General features: G+C 68.9%; 22 protein-coding genes and 2 tRNA genes. 8 read left to right on the top strand and 16 right to left on the bottom strand.

Translation table 11 applies throughout. The annotated features are described in order from the left end of the window. The 7 genes from C2865_RS32860 to C2865_RS32835 all read right to left on the bottom strand — a co-directional run. A partial coding sequence (locus C2865_RS32860; RefSeq protein WP_106402514.1) for a transposase occupies positions 1–827 on the bottom strand: 827 nt, incomplete at its 3' end. Between the two features lie 200 nt (positions 828–1,027). Next, positions 1,028–1,177 carry a hypothetical protein gene (locus C2865_RS39690; protein WP_157964001.1) on the bottom strand — a complete coding sequence of 50 codons (150 nt, stop codon included), beginning with the start codon at positions 1,175–1,177 and terminating at the stop codon, positions 1,028–1,030. Positions 1,178–1,284: 107 nt separating this feature from the next. Next, positions 1,285–2,139 carry a DUF5753 domain-containing protein gene (locus tag C2865_RS32855; protein ID WP_106402513.1) on the bottom strand — a complete coding sequence of 285 codons (855 nt, stop codon included), beginning with the start codon at positions 2,137–2,139 and terminating at the stop codon, positions 1,285–1,287. Between the two features lie 20 nt (positions 2,140–2,159). After that, positions 2,160–2,696 (bottom strand): DUF6879 family protein, encoded by a 537-nt coding sequence (locus C2865_RS32850; protein ID WP_198653758.1) that lies wholly within the window; start codon positions 2,694–2,696, stop codon positions 2,160–2,162. Continuing rightward, positions 2,674–2,868 carry a hypothetical protein gene (locus C2865_RS32845; RefSeq protein ID WP_232835927.1) on the bottom strand — a complete coding sequence of 65 codons (195 nt, stop codon included), beginning with the start codon at positions 2,866–2,868 and terminating at the stop codon, positions 2,674–2,676. The genes C2865_RS32850 and C2865_RS32845 overlap by 23 nt, the downstream gene beginning before the upstream one ends. A 299-nt stretch (positions 2,869–3,167) precedes the next feature. Beyond that, a complete protein-coding gene (locus C2865_RS32840; RefSeq protein ID WP_106402512.1) occupies positions 3,168–3,383 on the bottom strand; it encodes a DUF397 domain-containing protein in 216 nt (71 codons plus the stop codon). Between the two features lie 27 nt (positions 3,384–3,410). Continuing rightward, positions 3,411–4,268 carry a helix-turn-helix domain-containing protein gene (locus C2865_RS32835; RefSeq protein WP_106402511.1) on the bottom strand — a complete coding sequence of 286 codons (858 nt, stop codon included), beginning with the start codon at positions 4,266–4,268 and terminating at the stop codon, positions 3,411–3,413. A 150-nt stretch (positions 4,269–4,418) separates the two neighbouring features. On the opposite strand from C2865_RS32835, the gene C2865_RS32830 reads away from it, so the two are divergent. Then, positions 4,419–4,907, top strand: a complete 489-nt coding sequence (locus C2865_RS32830) for an ATP-binding protein (RefSeq protein ID WP_106402510.1) — start codon at positions 4,419–4,421, stop codon at positions 4,905–4,907. 319 nt (positions 4,908–5,226) lie between these two features. Here the strand turns inward: C2865_RS32830 and C2865_RS32825 are convergent. The 7 genes from C2865_RS32825 to galU form a co-directional block, all read right to left on the bottom strand. Further along, positions 5,227–5,300 (bottom strand) — tRNA-Ala (locus tag C2865_RS32825). A gap of 55 nt (positions 5,301–5,355) precedes the next feature. Next, positions 5,356–5,958: a divisome protein SepX/GlpR gene (gene sepX, locus C2865_RS39685; RefSeq protein WP_157964000.1), complete on the bottom strand. Its 603-nt coding sequence runs from the start codon at positions 5,956–5,958 to the stop codon at positions 5,356–5,358. Between the two features lie 204 nt (positions 5,959–6,162). Then, positions 6,163–6,768 (bottom strand): GNAT family N-acetyltransferase, encoded by a 606-nt coding sequence (locus C2865_RS32815; RefSeq protein WP_198653770.1) that lies wholly within the window; start codon positions 6,766–6,768, stop codon positions 6,163–6,165. Between the two features lie 35 nt (positions 6,769–6,803). After that, on the bottom strand, positions 6,804–7,286 hold the full coding sequence (locus C2865_RS32810) for a MogA/MoaB family molybdenum cofactor biosynthesis protein (RefSeq protein WP_408608344.1): 483 nt from the start codon (positions 7,284–7,286) through the stop codon (positions 6,804–6,806). Between the two features lie 2 nt (positions 7,287–7,288). Beyond that, complete coding sequence (gene moaC / locus C2865_RS32805) at positions 7,289–7,768, bottom strand: cyclic pyranopterin monophosphate synthase MoaC (protein WP_106402507.1); 480 nt, start codon at positions 7,766–7,768, stop codon at positions 7,289–7,291. Beyond that, positions 7,765–8,964, bottom strand: coding sequence for a molybdotransferase-like divisome protein Glp (gene glp, locus C2865_RS32800; RefSeq protein WP_106402506.1), 1,200 nt, complete (start codon positions 8,962–8,964; stop codon positions 7,765–7,767). The genes moaC and glp overlap by 4 nt, the downstream gene beginning before the upstream one ends. A gap of 13 nt (positions 8,965–8,977) precedes the next feature. Beyond that, the gene (gene galU, locus C2865_RS32795; RefSeq protein WP_106402505.1) at positions 8,978–9,883 is read right to left on the bottom strand and encodes a UTP--glucose-1-phosphate uridylyltransferase GalU; all 906 of its coding nucleotides are present in this window, start codon (positions 9,881–9,883) and stop codon (positions 8,978–8,980) included. Positions 9,884–9,916: 33 nt separating this feature from the next. Between galU and C2865_RS32790 the strand changes: the two genes are divergently transcribed. From C2865_RS32790 to C2865_RS32770, 5 genes are all read left to right on the top strand, one after another. After that, the gene (locus tag C2865_RS32790) at positions 9,917–10,504 is read left to right on the top strand and encodes a 5-formyltetrahydrofolate cyclo-ligase (RefSeq protein ID WP_332873408.1); all 588 of its coding nucleotides are present in this window, start codon (positions 9,917–9,919) and stop codon (positions 10,502–10,504) included. Between the two features lie 9 nt (positions 10,505–10,513). Further along, positions 10,514–11,485 carry an NAD(P)-dependent oxidoreductase gene (locus C2865_RS32785; RefSeq protein ID WP_106402504.1) on the top strand — a complete coding sequence of 324 codons (972 nt, stop codon included), beginning with the start codon at positions 10,514–10,516 and terminating at the stop codon, positions 11,483–11,485. A 61-nt stretch (positions 11,486–11,546) separates the two neighbouring features. After that, the gene (locus tag C2865_RS32780) at positions 11,547–13,055 is read left to right on the top strand and encodes a potassium/proton antiporter (protein WP_106402503.1); all 1,509 of its coding nucleotides are present in this window, start codon (positions 11,547–11,549) and stop codon (positions 13,053–13,055) included. An 83-nt stretch (positions 13,056–13,138) separates the two neighbouring features. Beyond that, complete coding sequence (locus C2865_RS32775) at positions 13,139–13,486, top strand: FmdB family zinc ribbon protein (protein WP_106402502.1); 348 nt, start codon at positions 13,139–13,141, stop codon at positions 13,484–13,486. 146 nt (positions 13,487–13,632) lie between these two features. After that, positions 13,633–14,229 carry an SAF domain-containing protein gene (locus tag C2865_RS32770; RefSeq protein WP_106402501.1) on the top strand — a complete coding sequence of 199 codons (597 nt, stop codon included), beginning with the start codon at positions 13,633–13,635 and terminating at the stop codon, positions 14,227–14,229. A 580-nt stretch (positions 14,230–14,809) separates the two neighbouring features. Here the strand turns inward: C2865_RS32770 and C2865_RS32765 are convergent. Beyond that, entirely contained in the window at positions 14,810–15,820 is a 1,011-nt protein-coding gene (locus tag C2865_RS32765) for a D-alanyl-D-alanine carboxypeptidase family protein (RefSeq protein ID WP_232835926.1), read from the bottom strand. Between the two features lie 973 nt (positions 15,821–16,793). Between C2865_RS32765 and C2865_RS32760 the strand changes: the two genes are divergently transcribed. Then, positions 16,794–16,866, top strand: a tRNA-Arg gene (locus C2865_RS32760). 239 nt (positions 16,867–17,105) lie between these two features. Here C2865_RS32760 and C2865_RS32755 read toward each other — a convergent pair. Next, the gene (locus tag C2865_RS32755) at positions 17,106–17,951 is read right to left on the bottom strand and encodes a helix-turn-helix domain-containing protein (protein WP_106402499.1); all 846 of its coding nucleotides are present in this window, start codon (positions 17,949–17,951) and stop codon (positions 17,106–17,108) included. Positions 17,952–18,216: 265 nt separating this feature from the next. Here C2865_RS32755 and C2865_RS32750 point away from each other — a divergent pair, with 265 nt between their 5' ends. Then, positions 18,217–18,819: a sigma-70 family RNA polymerase sigma factor gene (locus tag C2865_RS32750; protein ID WP_106402498.1), complete on the top strand. Its 603-nt coding sequence runs from the start codon at positions 18,217–18,219 to the stop codon at positions 18,817–18,819. The last annotated feature ends 23 nt before the right edge of the window (positions 18,820–18,842 follow it).

Genomic DNA, 18,842 nt, shown 5'->3' with positions numbered 1-18,842 from the left:
TCTTCCAGGGCGATGCCGCGGCAGGTGCGTTGAGCCTCGGTCACCAGCTGCTTGGCGATGCGATGGTTGGTGTCGGCTGCGAACCGCGCCTCCCGGCCCGACAGCTTGCGCAGGAGGCGTTTGGCGGACTTGGTGCCCTTCTTCTGCAGCCTGGCGCGCAGCCGACGATGCCGGTGGCGGACCTGGTTGAGGTGCCTGCCTGCGTGCCGGGTGCCGTCGCTGGTGGTGGCGATGTTCACGATGCCCAGATCCAGACCCAGGAAGGCAGCCGGATCGAACTGCTCGGGCTCGGGGACGTCGCAGACCGCGTACAGATACCAGTTCCCTCCCCGCAGCACCAGATCGGACTCCCCTTGCCGGTGCTCGGTGAGCATCTTCAGCTGGGCGGGCGAGCACTGGAACGGGATGCCCTTCACGCGGCCGTGGACGGTCCAGATCGAGACGGTACGGGCCTGGATCTGCCAGGACAGGCAGCGGTCGTCGAACGGCTGGGCGGCTTCCTTGCGGAAGCGGACCGGTTTGGACTCCACCGCCTTGCGCCGTTTGGAGCCCTCCCGCCCGTAGTTCCCGGCTTTCAGGTTCGCTTTCAAGGTGGCGTAGGCCCCGGCGGTCTTGCGGATCGCGTGCAGGGCGGGCTGGGCGGACAGGCCCATCGCCTTCACTTCTGCGTACACCAGCCGCTGAAGCGACTGCTTGCCCGTAGTCCTGGCCTCGAACGCGCGTCGGGAGGCATGGTTGGCGGCCCGGTTGCAGGCGTGCAGCGTCTCCCGGAGAACCACCTGGGTGGCCTCGTCCGGGAGTAGCTTCACTTGCACCACGAGCTTCATCCGCACAACGTAACGTCTCCTTTCCGGCACCGAGAGTGTTTCTCGTTTCCGGCATGCATAACCGGGGTGAAGCTACGTCTATGACCTGCATGTTCGTTGTGCCTCGGGCAGCAGGAACGCCCCGGCTGACCGTTGCGCGGCACTCGGCCCCGCTCCGCGGGGAGCAAGGAATCCCGGCCGTGAACGGCCGGGATTCCTTGCTAGATCCTGTTGAAGAAGTACTTCTCCGGGTCGACGGTGACCCGGTGGCCGTCCACCGCGATGCCGGGGATGCGGTTCCATCGTGCGTCGAACGCCTCGGGCAACTCGACGCTGATCGCCTCCCGGCGGGTGCTTTCGGTGACGTTCATGCGGCTCCTCCTTGAAGAGCCTTTGCAGGCGGCTGCTCCGCGCTGCTCCTGGCCCGATCCTGAAGCGACCTCTCCGGTTGCGAGAAGGGATGTGACCAGGTGTGGCGTCACAGCTCCAAACGGATGGAATCGATCAGCCGGTGGGCTTTCTCACCGAAGACCGCTTGCTCGGTCAGCTCGGAGAAGACCTGGGAGTACATGGCGATCTCCCTGGTGGAGGTGATGTTCAGGTAGCCGGAGACCAGTTCGACTGCGACCAGTGTGGAGTCGAAGATCCAGAAGTCTTCCACCGGCCAGGCACTGTCCCGGCTCGGTCCGGCTCGGACGATGCCCAGCGACACCGCCGGCAGAGCGGCGATCTTGCTCAGGTGCGCGAGTTGCGCCGCCATCGCCTCGGGGCCTCCGAGGCCGGAGCGGAGCACGGGCTCCTCGATGAGGAAGGCGAAGGTCTTTCCGCCATGGCGCAGTAGCCGGGTCCTCTCCGCCCTCGCCGTCAAGGCGGCTTCCACATCGTCGAACAGACCGCGGCGGCGTTGGATCGCGGTAAGAATCGCGCGGGTGTACGCCGGGGTCTGCACCATGCCCGGCAGCAGCCATGAGGAGTAGGCGCGAAACTGCCGAGTGCGTTCGTACAGCGGCAGCATGCCTCGTGCGACCTTGCCAAGCCCGGCCTTCTCGACCTCGCGCCACTCATTCCACAGGGATTGTGCTGACCGGAGTTGCTCGACCAGCTCCTCGGTCTCCGGTTGTCCCAGGCCGCACAGTCGCCCCCAGGTCCTCAGGTCGTCGGCGGACGGCCATCGGGCGGCACGCTCGATGTGCGAGACGCGCGTGCGGTCCCAGCCGGCCGCCGCTGCGAACGCCGAAGCCGTCCGGAACCCGGCGTCCTCCCGAATTCCGCGCAGGCGCCGGGCCAGGGCTTCACGGGCGGCCTGAGCCGAGGAAGAGGAAGAAGCCGCCATGAAGAGAACGTATCCGCGCCTTATTGGATCTCATACCGGTCGTGCGGGATTCCCCTGTCCCAGGCCGTCTCGAAGGCCTCGCGGTAGACAGAGGCCATCGCCGCATCCTCCAGGCGTTCCTCTCCCAGCCAATCGCCTTCGCCGGCGAAATGGTTCAGCACGATGACATCGTCATCGAACACCCACCCCTCCACCACGGGCAGAAGCAGACCGGCCGCACGACTCCTGGAGAGCCAGCGGACCTGTTCCCCGGCGGCAAGGTTCATCGCGGTGACGAAGTGCTCGAACCTCACGTATTCGGTGACCGGCTCGCTCACCACCCGCAGCCGACGGACCTCGACGCCCCGGGCCGTTGCCGTTCCGACCTGTTCGATCCAGTCCGCGTAGTCGACGAGCGGATCGGGCTTCACCCCGGCCTTCCAGCGCAGGAACGCCGGATCCGTCGGGGTGTAGACGTCCCGGCATTCCCAGTGGACGCACGACCTCACACACTCCGACAGAGCCCGGTCGAACTCCGAGGAGTATGCGACGAACTCAACTTCCGCCGAGGGTTCCACGCCTGCGCCACTCATCCACGACCTCCGCCAGGAACGGCATCATCGACTCCGGAAGCTCCACCACCTGCTCATGAACAGGTATCGGGCCCGTCTCCCGGCAGGCGGCACGGGTCTCCTCCCCCGCGATCCAGCCCTGAGCGACCAGCCTGCGCCGCTCTTCGTCGATCCACAACGTCGGCGATCCGTTGTTCGTACTCGTGGGATCGGTTCCCACATGACGCAACCGCACAACCATGAACTCCCCCGTCAAGGTGTGACAGAAGTTGACGGCCACCGACGCTCTCGCCTGTGGCCTGATATTCATACCGGCCTACGGGCACGGCAGACCACTGAATGGCCTGTTCCGGAGCCTGCGAGAGCCGTCTTCAGGCCAGTACGCACTCGTCGCTTGTTGATCCACTCAGCGTCAGGAGCCTTGGGCAGCCGGGTCGGTGGGTGAACCGTTGAGGCTGGCCACCTGGAACGCTTCGGTCAGCGGTCGACGTCGTGCCTTCCCTGTTTCACGTTGGCAAGGAAGGTTTTCCACAGCTTCGGACTGAAAGTGAGATATGGGATGTTCGGGGACTTGCTGTCCCTGAGGGCGATGAGCTGGCGTGTGCGGGCTACTTCGATGCAGTCCCCGCCGGCTCCGTTGCTGTGGGTGCTCTTGCGCCAGGTGGACGGAGACGGGGGGTCGGGAGCGAGCATGGCTGGCCTTCTCCTTCTCGTGCGGGGCTAGGCCATGTCATCGGCGAGACGGGTGATGAAGGAGTCCGAAGCCTCGGGAGACAGGGCCGATGCACGTAGATGGTCGATTACCACCGTATACCGCTCTATATCGTGCGGCTCTTCGAGATATTGGCTTGTGGTGAGGTCTTCGATGTAGACGATGTCGGGGTCTCCGGCGTCGGGGAACTTCATGATGTTGAACGAGGTGCCCATGGAGGCATGGGCGCCGGCGTCGAGCGGGAGGACCTGCAAGGTGACGTTCGGCAGGGCGGCCATCTGGCGCAGGTGGGTGAGTTGCGCTCGCATGATGTCTGTTGAGCCGACGGTCCGGCGAAGGGCTGCTTCGTCCAGGATCGCCCAGTAGAGCAGGGGGTCCGTGCGGGTGAGGGTCGCTCGGCGGGTGGCTCTGGCCGTCAGTTGGCGGTCGATTTCCTCGGGGCCTATGGCCGGTTGGTGGGCCCGGATCACGGCGTTCGCGTAGTCGTCGGTCTGCAGGAGGCCGTGGACGAGCTGGTTCTGGTAGGTGATCAGCGAGCGGGCTCCGTCTTCGAGACCGACGTAGTTGTGGAACCAGTTGGGGAAGGCGTCGGTGTAGGAGTGCCACCAGCCCCGGTGGCCGGCCTGCCTGCGCAGAAGCGTCAGTTTTTCCTTGAGGTCCTCCGGCACGTGGAAGTGCTCCAGGAGCCTGTCGAGGTCGTCGGCTTTCACTCCTACTCGTGCGGTCTCGATACGGCTGACCTTGGCTTCTGACCAGCCGAGTCTCCTGCCGAGTTCAGCGCAGCTCAGGCCGTGCTCCTCGCGGAGTTGACGCAGGGCGTTGGCCAGGCGGCGGCGTCGGGCGGTGGGGCTGGAGCGTGGGGGCATGAGGGGCCTCCGAGTCTGAGTGCTTCCTATCTCTGCATCTTGCTGGCCAATCTGCAAGATGCAATCTAGTCTGCATCCGCATGGCCGGTAGCACTCTGTCAGCAAGCGGCCACTGCATGCACGGGAATCGCTCCACTGACGGGGGATCGGATGAGTGGTGACGGGACGGCGCAGCGGGAAAGCGAGGCTGCTTCACCGGCGTGGCAGGAGGGCTGGCGCTTTGAGCAGGCGTTCGCCGCCGAACTGGTGCAGGTGCGAGCAGCGCGAGCGTGGCTACGGGAAGTGTTCTCGCCCGCGTGCCTGCTGCGGGATGACTGCGTGACAGTGCTGTCGGAGTTGCTCGCGAACTGCGCCGAGCACGGTGGCGGCGGGCAGGTGAGCGTGGTCGTGACGCATGTGTGGGGGCGAGTGACGGGGATGCTGGTGCATCATGCCGCCCCCACGGCTCGAGTGCGGCTTCCTGCGCCGGGAGTGCTCGAGGTCCCGGTCATCGAGCAGCTGGAGGAGACGGGCCGTGGGTTGGCCGTGGTGGTCGGGCTCTGCGATGGTGAAGTGGAAATCGAGCAGTACGCCGATCGCACGGTGATGCGGTGGAGGCTGCACGACAGCTGCGCCTGCGAAGAGGCCGACGGGGACTGAGACCAAGAACGATCCGGCGCCGACGGGACGAAGGCGGAGCGTACGAGCCGCCAGGCTCGGAGCCCCGCCGAAGCGACCCGACGTTCCTGGACGGAGCACGATCCAACGCTCCTGGACGGAGCAGAGGAGAGGGCTCGGACGGCGGGGTGCGGGAGGGGCGCAGCCCCTCGCCCGGGGTCCGGGGCAGAGCCCCGGTGGACACAGACCGAGCGTAGCGAGGGGCCGAGCCTGCGAGAGGCGGCAGCCGAACAAGGGACCCCCGCCGGCCACAGACGACAAAAGGGCCGGTCCCGCGAACGGAACCGGCCCCTGTCCTGGGTGGAGATGAGGGGATTCGAACCCCTGACCCCTTCGATGCGAACGAAGTGCGCTACCGGACTGCGCTACATCCCCGAGGAACGGGTCAACCTTAGCAAACTTTGGGGGGTGTTCGTGCAGGGCGGGTCGGTCAGTCGCCGACGGCCCGGGGGGTGTCGGGGTCGGCGTACTGGTCGAAGACCTCGGGGGACGGGGTGAAGGTGATGATCTCGGCGGTGGGGAGGGGGTCTTCTTCGAGGGTGGGCTCGAGGTCGGCGGCCGCTCGGCGGGCGGTGAGGGCCTCCTGGCGGCGGGACTGGTCGATCTTGGTGGCGGTGCGCAGGAGGGTGAGGTGGCCCAGGAGGAGGGCGAAGGGGGGGAGGGTGATCCACCAGGGGGCGGCGGACAGGGCGGCGGTGAGGAGGGCCGTGAAGGTCAGGAGGATGAGGGCGGCGGTCCTGCGGCGGCGGCGGGCGATGATGGCGGCGCGGCGGATGGAGGTGGCGGGGCGGGGGGAGGTCAGCGGCGGGGGGAAGTCGGCGCGGGCGGGGGTGCCGAGGTCCTCGGTGTCGGGGGTGAGGTCCTCGGTGGCGGAGTCGTCGAAGTCGTCCTCCTCCTCGGTGGTCTGGCGGCGGGGGATGAGGCGGTTGAGGCCGGTCGAGGCGGGGTTCTCGGGCTCGCGGCGGAGCCACATGGGCACCAGGACGACGGCCCATACGGCGACTATCGCCAGATACAGGAGGGTGCTGCTCACTTACGTCCCTCCCGCGTCGGCCGGTCGCGAGCACGTTCGGGAGCGGGATGGCTCCGGGACGAATACATGCTCACGTCCCGCACGGTAGGACCCACTGTCTGCGCTTGACGAGCATACGGGGCGGTGTGTCGTGAGATCTCTGTGGCTATGACCCGTTGTTGGGGGAAGTTTTCTTGATCATTAAACGGGTCGGGGGGTTAGATGTCAGTGGCGGGCGCTACGGGCGCGCCAGCGGGCGCGAAGGCCGTCTGGGACGTCCTCGGCCGTGAGGGCGTAGCAGATGTGGTCGCGCCAGGCGCCGTCTATGTGCAGGTGACGGCGTCGTGTGCCCTCGTCGCGGAAGCCCAGCTTCTCCACCACGCGCCGGGACGCGGTGTTCTCGGGACGGATGGACGCCTCCACGCGGTGGAGGCCGACGTTGAAGAAGCAGTGGTCGACGGCGAGGGCGACTGCGGTGGGGGTCACACCCCGGCCGGCGTAGTCGCGGTCGATCCAGTAACCGAGCTGCGCGCTGCGTGCCGAGCCCCAGACGATGGCTCCGATGGTCAGCTGGCCGACGAATTGGCCGTCGTAGGTGACGACCCACGGCAGCGCCATGCCGTTGCGGGCCTCTTTCCGCATGGTGTGCACCATGCTGACGTACGGGCCCAGACCGGTGCGGAACAATGGCGTCTCGGGATTCGTCGGTTCCCATGGGCGCAGCCATTCGGCGTTGCGGACGCGGACGTCACGCCAGATGGCGGAGTCCCGCATCCGGATGGGGCGAAGACCGACCGGTCCCTCGTTCAGGGTGACCGGCCACCCTCTCATGCGTTCCACGTCTCCATGATTGCCTGACAGAACCCTTACACGCCATCCGGAACGCGAGGATGGTCGCCGCCGCGTATCTGTGAGACGGCGTGTTCCAGCACCGGTCCGAGGATGGAGATGCCGTCGCGCACTCCCCCGGTGGAGCCGGGGAGGTTGACGATCAGGGTGTCTCCGGCGAGTCCCGCCAGGCCGCGGGAGAGGATCGCCGTCTTCACCGTCCCGACGCCCCGGATGGCCTCGGCGATGCCCGGCACCTCGCGGTCTATCACCTGGCGCGTCATCTCGGGTGTGCGGTCGGTCGGCGTCAGGCCGGTGCCTCCGGACGTCACGACGATGTCGTAGCCCTCCGCCACGGCCTCCCGCAGGACGTCCAGGACGGCCTCGCCGTCGGGGACGACGCGGGGGCCGTCCACCTGGCAGCCCCATTCGCGCAGCAACTCGGCCAGTACCGGCCCCGAACGGTCCTCATAGACGCCGCTCGCGGCCCTGGTAGAGACGGTCACCGCCAGGGCGCGCATGCTCATGTGTCCTCCCCGGGACGGGTCCAGTTTCCGGTCTTGCCACCGGTCTTCTCTACTACCCGTACATCGGTGATGACAGCCGCGGGGTCGACGGCTTTGACCATATCGATCAGTGCCAGTGCCGCCACGGTGACCGAGGTGAGCGCCTCCATCTCGATGCCGGTGCGGTCGGCGGTCTTGGTGGTGGCCGTGATCTCGACGCCGCCGTCGACGACGGTCAGCTCCACCTTCACCCCGTGCAGGGCGATCGGATGGCACATCGGCACAAGGTCGGGGGTCTTCTTGGCGCCCATGATCCCGGCGATCCGCGCGACGGCGAGCGCGTCCCCCTTGGGTACCGTGCCGTCGCGCAGGGCCGTGACGCACTCGGTACTGAGGCGGACGAAGCCGCGCGCGGTGGCCGTACGGGCGGTGATTTCTTTGGCGGACACGTCGACCATCCGTGCCGCGCCGGACTCATCCAGATGCGAGAACTTCACGAAGGCAGCCTAAGGACTTCGACGAACGCCCCCTCCGGCACCTCCGTCACGTCCGGCGGGATGACGATCAGCCCGTTCGCCCCGGCGAGGGCGGCCATCTGGTGGGAGCCCTGCGCGGACGCGGGACGCACGGTGTAGGCGTCGTCGGTGAACGTCAGCTCGGCTCGCAGGTAGTGCTGGAGTCCGGAAGGCGACGTGAGAGTGCTCGCGCAGCGTGCCGTCACGCTCGGAAGGCCCTCTGGTTCGAGTCCCTGCAAGTAGCGCAGGGCCGGCAGGACGAATACCTGGAACGACACGTACGCGCTCACGGGGTTGCCGGGGAGGGTGAAGATCGGGCACCGCCCGTCCAGGAGGCCGAAGCCCTGGGGTTTGCCCGGTCGCATCGCGACCTTGTGGAAGTCGACTTCTCCGCCGCCGGAGAAGGCCGCCTTCACCACGTCGTACACGCCCATGGAGACGCCGCCGGTGGTGATGATGGCGTCCGCGTGCGCCAATTCCTCCTGGAGGGCTTCCCGAACGGTCTTCGGGTCGTCGCCCAGGAAGGACTGCCGGAGCGGCTCTCCGCCCGCTTCACGGACGGCGGTGGCCAACATGAAGCTGTTGGAGTCCCAGATCTGGCCGTGTTCCAGGGTGTCGCCCGGGTCGCGCAGCTCGTCGCCGGTGGAGAGCACGGCCACCCGCGGCCGGGGCCGCACCGGCAGATCCGGGTAGCCGACCGCGGCGGCCATGCCGAGTTGGGCGGCGCCCAGCCGGGTGCCGGCGGGGAGGACCACCGCGCCTGCGCGCACGTCCTCCCCCGCCCGGCGGATGTAGTTGCCTTCCGGCGCGCCCCTGGTGATCCGGACGACCTCCGCGCCCCCGTCCGTCCATTCGACGGGGATCACGGTGTCGGCCCCGGGGGGCAGCGGCGCGCCGGTCATGATGCGGACGGCCCGGCCGGGGGGAATCTCGGCCCGTCCGAGGTCGCCCGCCGCGACGTCGCCCGTGACGGGCAGTACGGCGGGCAGGGCCCCGAGGTCCGCGGCGCGGACGGCGTAGCCGTCCATCGCCGAGTTGTCGAACGGGGGGAGGTCCACGGGTGCGGTGACCGGTTCCGCGAGTACCGTTCCGGCCGCCTCCAGAAGGGGCAGCCGCACCGGGGTCAGCGGCGTGAGCCGGGAGAGGATCTCAGACAGATGTTCGGAGACGCGTCTCATGCACCCATGTATCTCACGAACCGTTCTCCTCCACGAACTCCTTCAGCCAGCCGCGGAACTCCGCGCCCAGGTCCTCACGCTCGCTGGCGAACTGCACGACGGTGCGCAGGTAGTCCAGCTTGTCGCCGGTGTCGAAGCGGTTGCCGCGGAACAGCACGCCCCGCACGCCGCCGCCGTGCTCGGCGGGCATCGTGGCCAGGGTGCGCAGCGCGTCGGTCAGCTGGATCTCGTTGCCGCGGCCGGGCGGGGTCTTCTCCAGCACCTCGAAGACCGCCGGGTCGAGCACGTAGCGGCCGATGATGATCCAGTTGCTGGGCGCGTCCTCGACGGCCGGCTTCTCGATCAGGTCGGTGACCTCCACGACGTCCGCCTCGTCGGACGGGTTGATCGCCGCGCAACCGAACTTGGAGATCTGGTCGCGCTCGACCTCCATCAGGGCAATGACGCTGCCGCCGTACTGCTGGCGGACCTCGATCATGCGCTTGAGCAGCAGGTCGTTCGAGCCGATGAGGTCGTCGCCGAGCAGCACCGCGAACGGCTCGTCGCCCACGTGCTGGGAGGCGCAGCTCACGGCGTGGCCGAGGCCCTTGGGCTCGCCTTGGCGGACATAGTGGATCCGAGCGAGTTCGGCCGATTCCTGGATCGAGGCGAGCCTGGCGGAGTCACCCTTGTTGCGTAGCGCCTCCTCCAGTTCGTAGGCGCGGTCGAAGTGGTCTTCAATGGAACGTTTCGACCGCCCGGTGATCATCAGGACGTCGGAGAGGCCGGCCGAGACGGCCTCCTCCACGACGTACTGGATCGCGGGCTTGTCGACGATCGGCAGCATTTCCTTGGGCGTCGCCTTGGTGGCGGGCAAGAATCGGGTTCCTAGCCCGGCGGCGGGAACCACTGCCTTGGTTACGGGTGAGATGTCGGCCATAAGAAAAACCCTAGTCAACTCCGGGAGTCTCGGGTGCAGGAAGACGTGAAGCCCTCGTTGCGAACCCATATACGGCAAGCGCGGCAAGAGATGACGGACACGGATCGAGCAGGAGCAAGTTCCGCGATACGGGATGTTCTACTGAGCCTCCCGGAGCTTGAGATGGCGTCCTCAATCGCAGCATACGCCTCAAAAGGTAACGAACCAGGCACACGGAGTCTGCTGTTCGCCCTATGGAAGCGCGGCTCTTATGTGCTTCTACCCAGATTGTTGCCGGATTGCGACCTGGATTGGGCCTCGTACGAGGGACCCGATTCGCTGGTCGAATCCCCGCGCGGCCTCCTGGAGCCCACCGAACCTCCCCGCGGCATCGCGGCGATCAAGGCCGCGGACGTCGTCCTGGTGCCCGCCCTGGCCGTCGACAGGCAGGGGAACAGGCTCGGGCAGGGCGGCGGCTCCTACGACCGGGTGCTGGCCCGGGTGAGCCCCGCCATCCTCACCATCGGCGTGGTCTACGACACGGAGTTCGTGCCGGAGCTCCCCGCCGAGCCCCACGACCGGCCCGTCCGCGCGGTCGTCACGCCCTCGGGCTTCCACCGGCTGCCTTCGGGAGGTTCGTAGACTCGCCCCGTGTGGAAGATCGCGGTGCTGCTGCCGCTGCCCCCCGAAGTCATCGAGCTGATTTTCGCGCCGCTGAAGGACCGCGCGGAGGTCGTCTTGCCGCCCACCCGCGACCGGGCCGGGCAGCACGCCGCGTTGGCCGAGGCCGATCTCGTCGTCGGGGACTTCACCGGCGAACTGCCGATGGACGCCGAGGCCGTCGCCGCCGCGCCCAGGCTCGTCTTCCACCAGCAACCGCAGGTGGGCGTCGACACCTGCGACCTGGACGCGCTGACGGCCTCGGGCGTCGCGGTGGCCAACACCGCGGGCGCCAACACCCGCTCCGTCGCCGAATGGGCGGTCGGGGCGGCCTTCGCGCTGTGCCGCAAGTTCGCCTGGACCGACCGGCGCATGCGCAAAGGCGGCTGGCCTCAGCTCGACGTCCGGGGACGCGAACTGCACGCCCAACGCGTCGGGATCCTCGGGTACGGGGCGATCGGAGCCGAAGCCGCACGGCTCTTCGAGGCGCTCGGTTGCCGCGTCTCCTACTGGAGCCGGACGCCCAAGACCGGTGCCGTCGGCACTCAGCTCGAACTCGACGAGCTGCTGGCCACCAGCGACGTGCTGGTCGTGGCCGTGGCACTCGCCCCGGAGACGGCCGGGCTGATCGGTCCCGAACGGCTCGCGCTGCTCCCCCAGGACGCGCTGCTGGTGAACGTGGCGCGCGGCGGGATCGTCCCGGACGAGGCGGTACTGGCCGCACTGGACTCCGGACGGCTCGCCGGGGCCGCCCTGGACGTCTTCGAACGCGAGCCCCTGCCGCCGGAGCACCCGCTGCGCTCCCACGAGCAGGTGCTGCTGTCCCCGCACGCCGCGGGCGCCAGCGCGCAGGCCCAGCTGAACGTCATCGGCCAGGTCATGGCGAACCTCACAGCCGTCCTCGACGGGAGGCCTGTCGAGCACGTCGTCAACGGTCTGCCGCCGCTGATCCACCGGAGGTGAGGGCTCCGGCGGTCACGGCCGTACCGTTCCGTTCGGGATAATCGTCCCCGGAGGTGATCGATTGCAACTGGAAGCGTGGCTTGCGCTCGGTGCGGCGATGGTCCTGGTGGCGATCGTGGCGGTCCGGATGTCCTACCGGCTCGGCCTGCCCAGCCTTCTCGCCTATCTGGGCCTCGGCCTGCTGCTGGGGGAATCCGGCTTCGGCATCCAGTTCGACAACGCGGAACTCGCCAAGACCCTGGGCTGGCTCGCCCTGATGATCATCCTGGTCGAGGGCGGCCTGAGCACCAACTGGCGGCACGTCAAGGGCAGCGTCCCGGTCGCGCTGTCGCTGGCGGTCATCGGCACCTCCCTGAGCATCGTGATCGTCGGCGGCGCCGCCCACTACCTGCTGGGCACCGACTGGCAGCTAGCCCTGCTGCTCGGGGCGATCCTCGCGCCCACCGACTCCGCCGCGATCTTCTCCGTCCTGCGGCGGCTGCCGCTGCCCAACCGGCTCGCCGGAATGCTGGAGGCCGAGTCCGGATTCAACGACGCGCCCGTCGTCATCCTCGTGCTGGCGCTCAGCGGAAGCCACCACACCATCGGCAACGCTGCGCTGTTCGGCACCATCGCCTACGAGCTGTCCGTCGGGGCCGTCGTCGGCCTGGCCATCAGCTGGGGCGGCGCCTGGGTGCTGCGGCAGGTCGCGCTCCCGGCCTCCGGCCTCTACCCGCTGGCGGTGATGTCGCTGGCCGTCGGCGCCTACGGCGGGGCGATCCTGCTGCACGCCTCCGGATTCATGGCCTGCTACCTGGCCGGGCTGGTGCTGGGCAACGCCCGGCTGCCGCACCGGCCGGCGACCCTCGGATTCGCCGAGGGCATCGCCTGGCTGTCGCAGATCGGGTTGTTCATCATGCTGGGGCTGCTGGCCAGCCCCGCCGACCTGCCGGGACAGCTCGTCTACGGGCTGGTCGCCGGGCTCGTCCTGTCGTTCGTGGCCCGCCCGCTCTCGGTGATCATCGCCACCACCGGGTTCGGGGTGAGCTGGAAGGAACGCGCCTTCCTGTCATGGGCGGGGCTGCGCGGCGCGGTGCCGATCATCCTGGCCACCGTGCCGATGACGGTGGACCTGCCCGGAGCCGACCAGCTGTTCGCCGCGGTCTTCGTGCTCGTCGTCGTCTTCACCGTGATCCAGGGGCCGACGCTGCCGTGGTTCGCGCGCAAGCTCCAGATCACCGAGGAGGGCAGGGCGACCGAGCTCGGGGTGGAGGCCGCGCCGCTGGAGGAGCTCAAGGCCGACCTGCTGCAGATCAAGATCCCGGAGAACTCGCGGCTGGCGGGCGTGGAGATCTTCGAGCTGCGGCTGCCGCCCGGCGCCCAGATCACCCTGGTGCTCCGCGAGATCGTCGGGGCCGGCAAGGCCGTGGAGAAGAAGAGCTTCGTGCCCGCGCCCACCACCGTCCTGCAGGCCGGTGACGAGCTGCTGGTCGTCACCACCGCGGTCGACCGGGAGGTGGCCGAGCGGCGGCTGCGAGCCGTGAGCAGGCAGGGCAAGCTGGCAGGCTGGTTCGGAGAGCGTGGAGACTAGACGTACTATTGGCAGTCGGCATTGCCGAGTGCCAATCCAGTCGCCGACTCTTGCCGTGTTGTTTTCTTTTGAAGGAGGGGCCAGTGCCCACGTACCAGTATGCGTGCACCGCCTGCGGTGAGGGCCTGGAAGTCGTCCAGAAGTTCAGTGACGACGCGTTGACCGAGTGCCCTGCCTGCAGTGGCACGCTCCGCAAGGTCTTCTCCGCGGTGGGGATCGTCTTCAAGGGCTCCGGGTTCTACCGCAACGACAGCCGGGGCTCCGGCAAGTCGACCACCCCGGTCACCACCTCCTCGACGGAGAAGAAGTCCGACAGCTCGGGCTCGGGTTCCGACTCCGGCTCCACCAAGTCGGACTCCTCCTCGACCTCGACGGCCTCCTCGGCCTCCGCGTCCTCTTCGGCGAGCACCACCACCGCCGCCTCCTCCTGACGCGCTCCGCGTCCCTGCTCCGGCCCGGCCGGAGCAGGGAGCCCGCTCCGGTGCAGGGCGCCCGGCCCGGCGGCCTCCACGGGGTGCCGGTCGGTTGTCCACAGGCCTGAGCGCGAGGGGGCGGTCCGGCGGTTAGCGTCGGGCTCATGAAACCGCAGCTCATCCGCTACCGCCGCCCTCTCGCCGTGCTCTGCGCCGTTCTGGCGGTGTTACTGGTCCGGCTGCCCTCGGCTCCGCGATCCCTGTCGGGAAGCCCCGCCCTGGCCGCCGCCCGGGATCTGCCGGGCGGTATCCGCCTCACCGCCAGCGACGTCCGGACGGTCCGGCTGCGGCCCCCTCCGGCCGGAGCCCTCGTCCGGCTTCCCGAGAACGCGACGCTCGCCGCACCCGTACGCCGCGGCGAACCCCTGACCGACCTCCGCCTCCTGGGCACCGCGCTCCTGGCCGCCCACGGCCCCGGCCTGGTGGCCGCCCCCGTCCGCGTCCCCGACCGGGCCCTGGCCGCCCTGGTCCACCCCGGCGACCGGGTCGACGTCCTGCCCGTCCCGCACGACGGGCTCACCGCGCCGGGCTCCGCCGCTCCCCCGACCGGCCCCCTGGTCACCGCGGCTCCCGTCCTCGCCGTCCCCCCGTCCGACGAGACCACCGGCGCGCTCTTACTCCTGGCCGTCACCCGCCCCGAGGCCACGGCCCTGGCCGCCGCCCCCCACCTGACCCTCACCCTGCACCCGCCCGCCCCCTGAGCCCCGCCCGCGCCCCTGGGCGCCTTCGGGAGCCCGGAGTGCCTCGAACCCGCAGTGCCTCAGGTTCCCCGGGTACCTGCGGGGCCCGGAGAACCTGAGGCGCTCCCCCAGAGACCTGAAGCACTTCGGGGCCTGCAGTGCCCGAGGATCTGAGGTGCCCAGAGACCTGGAGCACCTCGGAAACTGAAGCGCCCCGGGACCTGCGGTGCCCCGGGACCTGAAGCGCCCTCGAGCTGAGGTGCCCTCAGGACCTGAAGCACCTCGGGACCTGGAGTGCCCAAGGGCTTGGAGTGCTCTAGGACCTGGAATACCCAGGGGCCTGGAGTGACCTCGGGCTGAGGCGCCCTCAGGACCTGAAGCACCTCGGGACCTGGAGTGCCCAAGGGCTTGGAGTGCTCTAGGACCTGGAATACCCAGGGGCCTGGAGTGACCTCGGGCTGAGGCGCCCTCAGGACCTGAAGCACCTCGGGGCCTGCGGTGTCCCGGGACCTGGGGTGCCTGCGGGGGCCGAGGTGTTCTCGGGTTTCCGGACGTCGGGAGGCGGGGCCGGGGTGGTGTGAAGGCGGCGGGGGCCGGGAGGCTACTCGCGGTCGGCTTCGGTGCCGAATTCCCAGTGCCAGGGCTCGAAGGGGCTGACGTAGGCCCAGGAGGGGTGGAACCAGCCGTACTTCCTGGAGTTGGCCTCCAGCCAGTTGAACTGGCTGGTGCCCTGGCTCTCGATGCCGCCGCACAGGTCGAGCGCCTGGCCGAGGCCGTGGTTGCTGCGGCCGGGGATGGCGGCGAAGCCGGGGCGCTGGTAGTAGATGCGGCGCTGCTCGGCCAGGTCGCGGTAGGCGTCGCGGACGCACATGTCGCGGCCGAACTGCTTCTTGTAGGCGGCGTTCAGCTTGTAGAAGCCCAGGGCGGCGTCAGCGCGGAGCATGAAGCCCTTCTGCGGCAGCTTGCACAGGTACTTGCTGGGGATCAGCCCGTTGGGGAACTGGGAGGCCTCCTCGGCCAGCGCGGTGTCGCAGGTCAGGGTGAGCCGGGTGTCGCGGTCCAGGTCGAGGTTCTTCAGCATCTTGTTGAGCTGGTTGGTCAGCTGGTTGATACGGTTGAAGAGCGTCTTCTTCTGCTTGGCGATCTTCGCCTGGTCGACCGCCGTGCTGGACTGCAGGTCCTGCGCCTGGTTGGCCAGGGTCTCCCGCCGCTCCCGCAGCTCCTTGGCGGTCTTGAGCATGCCGTTGTTGTTGTTCGCCAGGAACGACACGTCGGCCGAGCCGCGCAGCGCCTCCCCGGGGGCGGCCATCCCGAACAACGACAGGGTTCCGGAGGCCGTCGGCGCCTGGTAGGCGGAGTTCGCCAGCTCCGCGAGGGGCTCCCGCATCTTCTCGAACTCGGCGTCGGCCACCGCCAGCTGCTCCAGCGTCTCCCGCAGCCGCTTCTTCGACTTCTTGAGCTCGGTCTGCTGGTCCTTCCACGACTTGTCGAGCTTCTCCAGCTCGTCCCGCGCGTCGTTCGCCTTGCGCCGCAGCTCCTCGACCTCTTCGATCCCAGGGGCCAGAGCCGCGACCTCCGGGGGCACACCCGTCACCACGAGTGAAACCATCATCAGGAGCACCGCGGCCAGCTTCGCTGACCGAGGGGTCGGCACGTGCGGTCCTCCGGGGCGATACAGGAACAGGGCAGCGCTCGAACGGTACTACACCTGACTCAATGTCCGATCCCGCTTAACCCCCCCAACCACCAAAGAAGCCCCAAACCACCACCAAAAACGATCATTCAACTACACAAAGACACAGATCTTCCCCCATCCCCACGCAAAGTCCCGCCCCGCGCATCCTCCGCCCCTCCCCCACCACGCACCCCGCACCCGCATACCCCCGGCAAGCCGCTCACCTACCGGAACAGCCCGCCCCGCCCACATGCCTACCGGCCACCGCCACCACCCCCATGTCGGCCGCTCGCCGCGCCACGCCCACCCACGCGCCCTCCCTACCCCGCCACCCCCGTCTCCCTGCCGTCTGAAATCCGTGGGCGACGTCCGCCAGGCGCAACCACCGGGCAGATGTGCATCAAACGCGGTCTCTCTGCGGGAACGGGACGGTGCGGGCTCGGTGTCGTGTGCCGGTCGACACCCAGGCGCCCAGGCGCCCGGCAGCCTGGTAGACGGTGCCCGGCAGCCAGGTGGACGGCTTCCGGGCTGCGAGGAGGGTGTCCCCTCGGGTTTGTTCGCGACCCCCGGGAGTTGTCGAAGCGGGTTCAGCGCTGACGGGAAGGGCGGATCTCAGGGCCATTTTGACAAAGGCATTTGACAGGGAGGTAGGACGGCCGGTCGAGCTGTCCTGCCATTCGGACACTGTCGGTGACAGGTTCCGGAGCGGTCCAGGGGCGGGGGCGGGGCGTGCGGCAGGGGCCGCGGACGGCGGGCGGCGGGTCATCGGGAGGGCATCGGGGCGCGGGAAGCGGTAATCTAACGGGGTCGCCGAGCCGGGTACCGGACGGTGCGTCGCGGGAGGTTCGCGGAGTGAGCTCCGTGGAGAGGACGTGACGGGTCCGGGTCCAGTAGGATTTGGCGGCGGTGAGGCCCCGTAGCTCAGGGGATAGAGCAACGGTTTCCTAAACCGTGTGTCGGAGGTTCGAATCCTCTCGGGGCCGCAGTGAGGAAGGCCGGTCGCGTTCAGCGACCGGCCTTTTCGCATGCCTGGGGGCCTCCGCCTTTTCGGCCTCGTTCGAGGAGCACAGAGGGCGTTCCGGCACGGCGGGCGGGCTCAGAAGTGCGGTCGGGGGCCGGGAGCGGGCCCGCGGGGCTTGGGAGACGGCCGGCGGCGGGCGGAGCGACCGGAGACCGGGAGCAGGCCGGCGGAGCCTGGGAGACCGCCGGAGGCGGGCGGAGGTCAGAGGCGGGGGCGGGCCAGGGCGGAGATGAGTTTGGCGGAGGTGTCCGGTGGGTGGGCGGCCACGCAGAGGTGCTCCATGGCCTGGAGGTGGACGTCGACCTCTTCGCGCTTTTCGTGGTGGGTCGAGCCGGCCAGGGACTGCACGTAGGCGATGTCGCCCAGTTCGGCCTGGGGGAAGCGGAGCAGGCAGAAGGCGCCGGACTGGGCGGGGTGCTCGCCCGCGGCGAAGGGAAGCACCTGGAGGGTGACGCCCTTCAGGGCGAGCAGGTGCTCCAGCTGGCGGCGGTGCACGCCCTGGTCGCCGACGACGCGGTGCAGGACGGACTCGTCCAGGACGGCCCACAGGTGGGGGCCGCCGGAGCGGAAGAAGGCGCGCTGGCGGCAGAGGGTGACCTCGACGCGGCGGTCGAGCTCCTCGGCGTGGATGCCGGGGTAGGCCGACGACAGGAGGGCGCGGGCGTACTCCTCGGTCTGCAGCAGTTCGGGGACGAACTGGACGCTGTAGGAGCGCAGCCGGGAGACCGCCTCCTCCAGGCCCAGGTAGGTGGCGAACCAGGCGGGGAGCAGGTCGTTGTAGGACTGCCACCAGCCGGGGCGGTTGGCCTCGGCCGCCAGCTTCATGATCTCGGCGATCTGCGCGGCGTCGGTGACGCCGTACAGGGCCAGGAGGTCCTCGATGTCACGGATCTTGGAGCCGACCCGTCCCAGCTCCAGACGGCTGATCTTGGACTCGGAGGCGCGGATGGCGTAGCCGGCGTCGGCACGCGTGATGCCCCTGGCCTCCCTCAGCCCGCGCAGCTGGGAACCCAGTTGCATCCGGCCGGTCATCGAGCCGGAACTCATCGGTATCAGAACCCTCCTGCGAACTGCACGTGCAGGTGCACGGTCAGCAGGTAAGCGTAGCGAACGGAGTGTGATCGAGTCCATGGAACCCGTATTCGTCCGCCATTCGTTATCAGGAGAGAACCGGCCATGACTGTACCGGTTTGACTGTTAGGTCACACACTTCAGGGTTTTACCACCTGTTTGTAGGAAACCACTCTAGCTCGTGCTGAACTGGATTTGACTCCTGCCACAAGCGACCGGCAGACGGTGCGGAGGAGGGAAGATGACCACCATCGAGTCGACCGGGAAGACCGCGGCCGCCGAGCGGGTCACGGCCACGGCGCGCTACGAGCGAGAGGTCCTGCCCCTGGCCGACCCGCTCTACGCCAGCGCCGTCCGCATGACGCGCAACAGCGCCGACGCCGAGGATCTCGTCCAGGAGACCCTCACCAAGGCGTACGTGAACTTCCACCAGTTCCAGGAGGGCACCAACCTCAAGGCCTGGCTGCACCGCATCCTCACGAACAACTTCATCAACGCCTACCGCAAGAAGCAGCGGGAACCGCAGCGCACCGGCTCCGACGAGCTGGAGGAGTGGCAGCTCGCCCAGGCCGAGTCGGCGGTCTCCGGCCTGCGGTCGGCCGAGCACGAGGCGCTGGACCACATCCCCGACGACGACGTCGTGGCCGCCCTGCGCGCCCTGCCCGAGGAGTTCCGCAACGCGGTCTACCTCGCCGACGTCGAGGGCTACGCCTACAAGGAGATCGCCGAGATGATGGGCACCCCCATCGGGACGGTGATGTCCCGCCTGCACCGCGGCCGCAAGCAGCTGCGCGAGGCGCTCGCCGATCACCGCCCGCGCGTCCCGACCGCCCGCGCCGCGTGATCCGTCCCACCGGCGCCCCGCCG

The organism is Actinocorallia populi (assembly GCF_002995495.1).
Classification (GTDB): Bacteria; Actinomycetota; Actinomycetes; order Streptosporangiales; family Streptosporangiaceae; genus Actinocorallia; species Actinocorallia populi.
This window is presented reverse-complemented; position numbering and strand designations above follow the sequence as displayed.

Excerpts from the sequence above, each read along its gene's own strand:
- C2865_RS39690 (WP_157964001.1), bottom strand. The coding sequence starts at position 1,177 with ATGAACGTCACCGAAAGCACCCGCCGGGAGGCGATCAGCGTCGAGTTG.
- C2865_RS32855 (WP_106402513.1), bottom strand. The coding sequence starts at position 2,139 with ATGGCGGCTTCTTCCTCTTCCTCGGCTCAGGCCGCCCGTGAAGCCCTG.
- C2865_RS32840 (WP_106402512.1), bottom strand. The coding sequence starts at position 3,383 with ATGCTCGCTCCCGACCCCCCGTCTCCGTCCACCTGGCGCAAGAGCACC.
- C2865_RS32835 (WP_106402511.1), bottom strand. The coding sequence starts at position 4,268 with ATGCCCCCACGCTCCAGCCCCACCGCCCGACGCCGCCGCCTGGCCAAC.
- C2865_RS32830 (WP_106402510.1), top strand. The coding sequence starts at position 4,419 with ATGAGTGGTGACGGGACGGCGCAGCGGGAAAGCGAGGCTGCTTCACCG.
- C2865_RS32815 (WP_198653770.1), bottom strand. The coding sequence starts at position 6,768 with ATGAGAGGGTGGCCGGTCACCCTGAACGAGGGACCGGTCGGTCTTCGC.
- C2865_RS32810 (WP_408608344.1), bottom strand. The coding sequence starts at position 7,286 with ATGCGCGCCCTGGCGGTGACCGTCTCTACCAGGGCCGCGAGCGGCGTC.
- glp (WP_106402506.1), bottom strand. The coding sequence starts at position 8,964 with ATGAGACGCGTCTCCGAACATCTGTCTGAGATCCTCTCCCGGCTCACG.
- galU (WP_106402505.1), bottom strand. The coding sequence starts at position 9,883 with ATGGCCGACATCTCACCCGTAACCAAGGCAGTGGTTCCCGCCGCCGGG.
- C2865_RS32770 (WP_106402501.1), top strand. The coding sequence starts at position 13,633 with ATGAAACCGCAGCTCATCCGCTACCGCCGCCCTCTCGCCGTGCTCTGC.
- C2865_RS32765 (WP_232835926.1), bottom strand. The coding sequence starts at position 15,820 with ATGATGGTTTCACTCGTGGTGACGGGTGTGCCCCCGGAGGTCGCGGCT.
- C2865_RS32755 (WP_106402499.1), bottom strand. The coding sequence starts at position 17,951 with ATGAGTTCCGGCTCGATGACCGGCCGGATGCAACTGGGTTCCCAGCTG.
- C2865_RS32750 (WP_106402498.1), top strand. The coding sequence starts at position 18,217 with ATGACCACCATCGAGTCGACCGGGAAGACCGCGGCCGCCGAGCGGGTC.